Here is a 6491-nt window from a genome sequence, read left to right as displayed (position 1 = left end):
CGGGGGGCGCGCCGGTTCTCGTACCAGCGCCACAGCCGCAGCCAGGGCGTTCCGCAGGCCTTTCCGGCATTGCGCCGCCAGGCCCGTTCGGCGGCGAGACCGGCCGCGTACGCCCCGACGGCCTCGGCGAGCCGGTCCTCGAACTCGGCGCGCGCGGCCTCGCCGATCTCGGGCCCGGAGGGTCCGCTGTGCCCGTCGGCCACGTACAGCGGGCGCAGCCGGGCGGCGGCCCGGTCGACGTCGGCGGCGATCCGGCGGGTCGCGGCGCCCCTCTCCTGGGTGAACTGTCCGAGGAGCTCGCGCAGTTCCCCGACCCCCTCGCCGGTCAGGGCGGACAGGCCGAGGACGGTGGCGCCGGGTTCGCCGTGCTCGCCGAGCGCGATGCCGTCCTCGTCCAGGAGCCGGCGCAGGTCGTCCAGGACGAGGTCGGCCGCCTCTCCGGGCAGCCGGTCGACCTGGTTCAGTACGACGAACGTGACCTCCGCGTGCCCCGCGAGCGGCCTCAGGTACCGCTCGTGCAGGACGGCGTCCGCGTACTTCTCCGGGTCCACCACCCAGATGACCGCGTCCACCAGGGCCAGCACCCGGTCGACGTGCTCGCGGTGCACGCCGAGCGCCGAGTCCAGGTCGGGCAGGTCGACGAGGACCATCCCGCGCAGCGTCTCGGCCTCGGGGGTCTCGCGGGGGCGGCGGCGCAGCCGGCCGGGGATCTCCAGCCGGTCCAGCAGTCCGGCGGCCCCGTCCGACCAGCTGCAGGCGATGGGCGCGGCGGTGGTCGGGCGGCGCAGCCCGGTCTCGGAGATCTGCACTCCGGCGAGTGCGTTGAAGAGAGTGGACTTGCCGCTTCCGGTTGCTCCGGCGACGGCGACGACGGTGTGCTGGGCGGACAGGCCCCGGCGTGCGGCGGCTTCGTCGAGGACCCGTCCGGCCTCGGCCAGGGTCCTTCCGTCGAGGCGGGTGCGGGAGAGTCCGACGAGTTGGCGCAGGGCGTCGAGGCGGGTGCGCAGGGCCTGGGCCTCGGGGCTGAGCGGGGGTGCGGGGGCTTTGCCGCCGTCGCTCCCCGCTCCGGAGACGGCGCGGACGAGGGCCTCCTCGCCCGCGTCCGCCTCCTCGTCGAGCGCCTCGGCCGGGGATTCGTCCTCGGCGCCGCGTGAACGGGCCCTGCCGAAGCCCCCCTTGCGGGTGGTCCGGTGGCGCGAGCGGGCGATGAACCCGTCGTCCCAGCGGTCGGCGGCGCGTCCGGCGGGCCGGTCGCCGGTGCGGCCGTCCGTGGGTTCCGGTTCGGCGCCGGTGTCCGCGGCGCCGCCCGCGTCCGGGCCCGCGCTCCGGCCGGCGGCCCGGGCGCGGACCCGTTCCCCCGCCCGGTCGCGGATGCGCACGCCGTCCCCGGCCTGGTCGCGGACGTGGTCGCGGTCCCCGGCACGCTCGCGGTCGCGGTCGGTCAAGGCGGTCACCCCCTCACCTCTCCTTCTGCAGTACGGACAGCGCCGCGATCAGCTCGGCCTGTGGTTCCGGGGTCACTTCGAGCGCCTGGAGCGGCGCGAGGCGGCGGTCCCGCTCGGCGCGCAGCACCTCGTCGAGGTGGTCGCTGACCAGTTCCCCGCCCCGGTCGCGCAGGCGTACGGCCGCCTGGACGCCGATCCGCTCGGCGAGCTTCTCCCCCGCCGGGCGGGCGCGTTTGCCGCCGAGGAGGGCGGCGACGAGGAGGGCGGCGATGCCGTCGGGGTCGGGTGCGGGCTGCTTGCCGAGCTTGGCGACCTCTTCCTCGGCGAGTTCCTCCAGCACGCGCCGCCAGCGCCGTACGGCCATGCCGATACGTTCCGCCGCCTCCCGGTCGGGCCCGGGCAGCGGTACCGCCCCGGCGGCCGGCTCGCGGCGCCACACCTCGGCGATGCGCTCGTCGGCGGCGGCGACGGCGCACTGGAGCAGCGCGGCGAGTGATTCCGCGAGGGAGTCGAGGAGTTCGTCGGCGCTGGTGTCGAGGGGGTAGCCGCGCCAGCGGGTGAGGGCGTCCCCGGCGAGGACGGCGCCGCTGTCGAGGCGGCCCTGCACCCGTTTGCCCTCCCTCCTGTACGCGTCCTCGACGGCCGAGGTGAGCCGGACGGCGGCGGCGTGCTGGGCGGCGACGGCGGAGGCGAGCTCCGGCATGCGGCGCCGGAGGGAGTCGAGCGCGCCGAGCGCGGTGCGGCCGACGGCGTACTGGCGGGCGGCCGGGTCCTGGACGTGGTGGCTGAGCCAGGCGAGCAGCGGGGCGACGGCGCTGGCGGGCAGCAGTCCGCCGCCGCCGGCCGACTCGGGCAGCTCCGGCACCGTGAACCGCGGTACGTCGCCCAGCCCGGCCCGGTTGAGCAGGGCCCCGTACTGGCGCGAGACCTCGGCGAGCACCTGGTGCGGGACCCGGTCGAGGACGATGATCAGGGTGGCGTCGTACTGCTTGGCGGTGCGCAGGAGGTGCCAGGGGATGGCGTCGGCGTACCGCGAGGCGGTGGTGACCATGACCCAGACGTCGGCGGCGCAGATCAGCTGGGCCGCGAGGGTCCGGTTCTCCACGACGAGGGAGTCGATGTCCGGGGCGTCGAGGAGGGCGAGGCCGCGCGGGAGGGTGGAGACGGTCTCGATGCGCAGTTCGCGCGTCGTGGCGCCGCGGCGCGTTCCGGGCGGGCGGCCCTTGCGGGCGGGGAGGAGGTCCTCCTCGTCCTGGGGTGCCCATACGCGCATGAGGTCGGGGAGGACCCGCATTCCGGCGAACCAGTGGTGGTCGTCGGGGTGGCAGACGAGCACCGGGGTGCGGGTGGTGGGGCGCAGCACTCCGGCTTCGCTGACCTGGCGGCCGACGAGGGAGTTGACGAGGGTGGACTTGCCGGCTCCGGTGGAGCCGCCGACGACGGCGAGCATCGGCGCCTCGGGCGCCTTGAGCCGGGGTACGAGGTAGTCGTCGAGCTGCGCGAGCAGCTCGGCTCTGGTCTGGCGGGCGCGCGGGGCGCCGGGCAGGGGCAGCGGCAGACGCACGGACGCGACCCGGTCGCGCAGGGCGGACAGGGCATCGAGCAGCTGAGGCCGAACATCCAAGGTCACCACATGCGAAGAATGCCCAATTTGGGACCATTTTTGAAGCTTATACGCCCTCTGCGCGCCGACCGCGACTCCTGTGGGACATCATGGACACGGAGGACGAGTGGGACGCAGGCATAACGAGTGCACAACACCCAGGCCGCCGCGGCGCAAAAGCGGTGCGAGAATCGCACCTGCCTGCGATTATCGGGACCGCTTCACCGAACCTCCACAACGTGGCACGCGAGGGAAGCAACCGGGACAAGGCAACCGGAGCCCTATCCTTGACCCGGCACGGACCGCAGTCCCACCCCCACCAAGGGGCTCCAGGCCACCACGGTCACCACCGGCCCCCGTAGCTCAGTGGATAGAGCAGGCGCCTTCTAAGCGCTTGGCCGCAGGTTCGAGTCCTGCCGGGGGCACTCTTCTTCCTCCTCCCCCAGGAGAGCCCTGCGCGGGCGTCCTGGTGGGACGCCGTCCACCGCTGGCGAAAAATCACTCGACCGGATCCTTGCAGGCGCAAAACGGCCGTCGCCCGGACGGGCGGATCAGGGTGCCGGCGGCTCTGCCCGGCCGGTTTCCGGAGAGGCTCCGAAGGCCCTCACCGCCTGGTAGTAGGTCCAGGCCGTGCCCTCGCAGGAGGCCTTCCTGGCGCCCGAGTACCGCGCGCAGACCCGCTGGAGGTCCGCGTGGAAGGCGTCGTCCAGCCGGGACTTGTTGGCCTGGAACGCGCCCGCCGCCCGGTAGTTGCGGTAGCCGAAGTCGTGGCGGGCGCACGCCTCGCGGAAGGGGAAGCCGAACGGGTTGTCCGGGGAGGTCGTGCAGTAGTCCGTGGACCAGTCGAACCCGTACGCGGCCCAGCCGGTCCGGTGTGCGCGGGCCTCCAGCCAGGCTTCCTGGCTGGCCGCGCCGGTCTGCGTCCACCGGCTCAGCACCTGCGGCTTGTCCGCCGGGACCGCCGAGGCGGGGGTGGCGAGGAAGAGCAGGGCGGCGGCAGCGGGGGCGAGGGCGGTGAAGGGGCGGCGGCGCATGGCACTCCTGCGGGTGCGGGGCGGCGGGCGGGCGGCCGTTCCCCGGGGGAGGGCCTTCGCCGCGCCGGGAGTTGACCGGGGCTGCCCCTATAACGCGGCCCGGGCGCGGGCGTTCCTGCCCGTGGCGGGTCGACGGCGGCCGGGACCACTCTCAGGTATGAGTCCGTATGCGACTTCCGGCAGAGCGGAAGTTGGTACCCGGGAGGGACGCGCGGACGGCCCCGGGCGCGAACACTTGTCGGTATGAACCGCCGTCCGCTCGTCATCGCCGCAGCCATCGTGGGAGCCCTCGCCACCGCGGCCTTCGCGCTGCCCAACCTCCCGCCCAACCCGCTCACCAACGCCCTCAACGACCGGTTCTTCAAGGAGAAGGGCCGGCACTTCGCCACCGCCGGCGCCGCCCAGGCGCACGCCCGCGGGGACCGGGCCCTCGCCCTGCCCAGCTGGGTACCGGGGGACGCGACCGACATACGGATCCAGGCCCGAGCCGACGGCAAGGCCCGGCTCATCCGGTTCACCCTCGGCAAGACGCCCCTCGACGGACCGCAGTGCGCCGCGGAGCACCCGAAGAAGGCGGGCGGGCCCCGGCTGGGGGCCCGCTGGTGGCCGCGCGACATCCGGGCCGAGGAGCGGCCCGAGTGCCGGGACCGCTACCAGTACCAGGTGTCGGTGCGCGGCAAGAAGGTCTACGCCTGGACCGACGGGACGCCCTCCCCGGGGACCCGAATACCGGAGGGCACACCGGCCGTCCCCGCGCCCGGGGCCGTCCCGGCGGTACGCCGCTGACGGGTCAGTCCCGTGCGAGCGCCTCGGCAGCGGCCCGTGCGAAACCCTCGGGGTTGTCCAGCATGATGTTGTGCCCGCAGTCGGGCACGGGGACGACGGCGACCCCGGCGGCCTCCAGGGCCCCGGCCCCGGAGGGAGCTCCGTCCGCCTCCGGGTGGAGGAAGCTGCGCGGGACCTTCAGCTCCAGCAGCAGTTCCCGCATGGTGGGCGTCGTGCCCGCGGCGAGGTGCACGGCGCTCCGGTACAGCGCGGTGCGGCCGGCCAGCCGCATCGTCGACCACCAGTGGGCACCGGCCCGGTCGCGGACCTCGGCCCAGCCGCCGGCCAGGAACTCCTGCTCCGTGTAGGAGGAGATCCCGCTGCTGCCCGCCGTGCCCGGGGTGGGCGGCAGGGGGTCCAGGTTGGCGTCGACCAGGACGAGGCGGGAGACCAGGTCCGGGTGCCGGTCGGCCAGCACGATGGCCACCGCGCCGCCCATGCTGTGGGCGATCACCTCGGCCGCGGCGACACCGGCGGCGGTGAGCGCCTGCGCCACGGTGTCGGCGTGCGCCTCCAGGGTGTAGGGGAAGGCCTCGGGCCGGTCGCTGTGCCCGTGCCCGAGGAAGTCGAGCAGCAGCGAGCGCCGCCCGGCCAGCCTCGGGTGGACGGCGCTCGCCGCGAAGTAGGCGGGCGCGGTGGCGCCGAGTCCGTGCAGGTAGACGCGGACCGGTTCCTCTCCCGGGAGTTCGACCCAACGGATCCTGTCGCCTTCCGGCGTCACGACGGCACTGCGCACGGTGTGCTTCCCCCCGAGTTGTCCACGGTGATATCGAGCACGAGGGTAACCGGGGCGCGAACCACCCCCATTAACCTCATGAGGTGATCGAGGAACTGAACCAACTCGGCGGGGCGGCGCCCCGGATCGGGGACCTGCCCACGGGCTCCGGTGCGGTGGTGTGGTCGCTGGACACCACGCTCGGGGTGATCGGCGGCCATGCGGCCGACGGGGCCGAGGCGCTGCTGGACGAGGGCGAGCGGAAGCGGGCGGCCCGGCTGGTGCGCCCCGGCGACCGGCGCACCTACCTGGCCTCGCACCTGGGGCTGCGGGTGCTGCTCGGCGGGTACCTGGGGACGGCGCCCGAGGAGGTCCGGCTGGTCCGCGAGGACTGCCCGAACTGCGGTGGCCCGCACGGCCGGCCGGCGGTGGCGGGAGGCGGGGTGCACTTCTCCCTGTCCCACAGCCACGGCCTGGCGTACTTCGCCTTCGCGGCGGTGCCGGTGGGGGTGGACGTGGAGGGCCTGCCGAGTTCGAAGGCGGTGGCCGACATCCTGAGCAGCCTGCACCCGGCGGAGGCGGCCGAGATCACCGCCCTGCCGGAGGACGGGCGACGGGTGGCGCTGGCCCGGGTGTGGTCCCGCAAGGAGGCCTACCTCAAGGCCACCGGGACGGGCCTCGCCTACGGCGTGGCCGTGGCCGAACCCTTCGTCGGCTCGGGTCCCGCCCCCGGCCGGGTGCCGGGCTGGACCCTGCGCGACCTCCCGGCCCCACCCGAGTTCGCCGCCGCCCTGGCCGTGCGGTCCGCCTGACGGGCGAACGGCCTGACGGACGTACCGCCTGACGTACCGCCTGACGGACCGCCCGCC

Annotated in this window: 6 protein-coding genes and 1 tRNA gene; 3 read left to right on the top strand and 4 right to left on the bottom strand. The window is 74.9% G+C overall.

Translation table 11 applies throughout. The features are described from left to right. Window positions 1-1454: YfjP family GTPase (locus VR44_RS29855; protein ID WP_245692483.1), on the bottom strand; the 1454-nt coding region annotated here is incomplete at its 3' end. Window positions 1455-1458: 4 nt separating this feature from the next. Beyond that, window positions 1459-3078 (bottom strand): dynamin family protein, encoded by a 1620-nt coding sequence (locus tag VR44_RS29850; protein ID WP_045950736.1) that lies wholly within the window; start codon window positions 3076-3078, stop codon window positions 1459-1461. Between the two features lie 322 nt (window positions 3079-3400). Between VR44_RS29850 and VR44_RS29845 the strand changes: the two genes are divergently transcribed. Beyond that, window positions 3401-3473: transfer RNA gene (locus tag VR44_RS29845), tRNA-Arg, on the top strand. A gap of 126 nt (window positions 3474-3599) precedes the next feature. Here VR44_RS29845 and VR44_RS29840 read toward each other — a convergent pair. After that, window positions 3600-4082 carry a phospholipase gene (locus VR44_RS29840; RefSeq protein ID WP_045950735.1) on the bottom strand — a complete coding sequence of 161 codons (483 nt, stop codon included), beginning with the start codon at window positions 4080-4082 and terminating at the stop codon, window positions 3600-3602. A gap of 243 nt (window positions 4083-4325) precedes the next feature. On the opposite strand from VR44_RS29840, the gene VR44_RS29835 reads away from it, so the two are divergent. After that, on the top strand, window positions 4326-4868 hold the full coding sequence (locus VR44_RS29835) for a hypothetical protein (protein WP_045950734.1): 543 nt from the start codon (window positions 4326-4328) through the stop codon (window positions 4866-4868). A gap of 4 nt (window positions 4869-4872) precedes the next feature. On the opposite strand, the gene VR44_RS29830 is transcribed toward VR44_RS29835, so the two are convergent. Continuing rightward, on the bottom strand, window positions 4873-5643 hold the full coding sequence (locus VR44_RS29830) for an alpha/beta fold hydrolase (protein WP_045950733.1): 771 nt from the start codon (window positions 5641-5643) through the stop codon (window positions 4873-4875). 83 nt (window positions 5644-5726) lie between these two features. Between VR44_RS29830 and VR44_RS29825 the strand changes: the two genes are divergently transcribed. Beyond that, window positions 5727-6434, top strand: coding sequence for a 4'-phosphopantetheinyl transferase family protein (locus tag VR44_RS29825; protein ID WP_052713889.1), 708 nt, complete (start codon window positions 5727-5729; stop codon window positions 6432-6434). Window positions 6435-6491 lie beyond the last annotated feature (57 nt).

The sequence above is a fragment of the Streptomyces katrae genome (assembly GCF_000966975.1).
Lineage (GTDB): Bacteria > Actinomycetota > Actinomycetes > Streptomycetales > Streptomycetaceae > Streptomyces > Streptomyces katrae.
This window is presented reverse-complemented; position numbering and strand designations above follow the sequence as displayed.

What these genes read in the sequence shown, in the direction of transcription:
- VR44_RS29840 (WP_045950735.1), bottom strand. Translation starts at nt 4,082, where the DNA reads ATGCGCCGCCGCCCCTTCACCGCCCTCGCCCCCGCTGCCGCCGCCCTG.
- VR44_RS29835 (WP_045950734.1), top strand. Translation starts at nt 4,326, where the DNA reads ATGAACCGCCGTCCGCTCGTCATCGCCGCAGCCATCGTGGGAGCCCTC.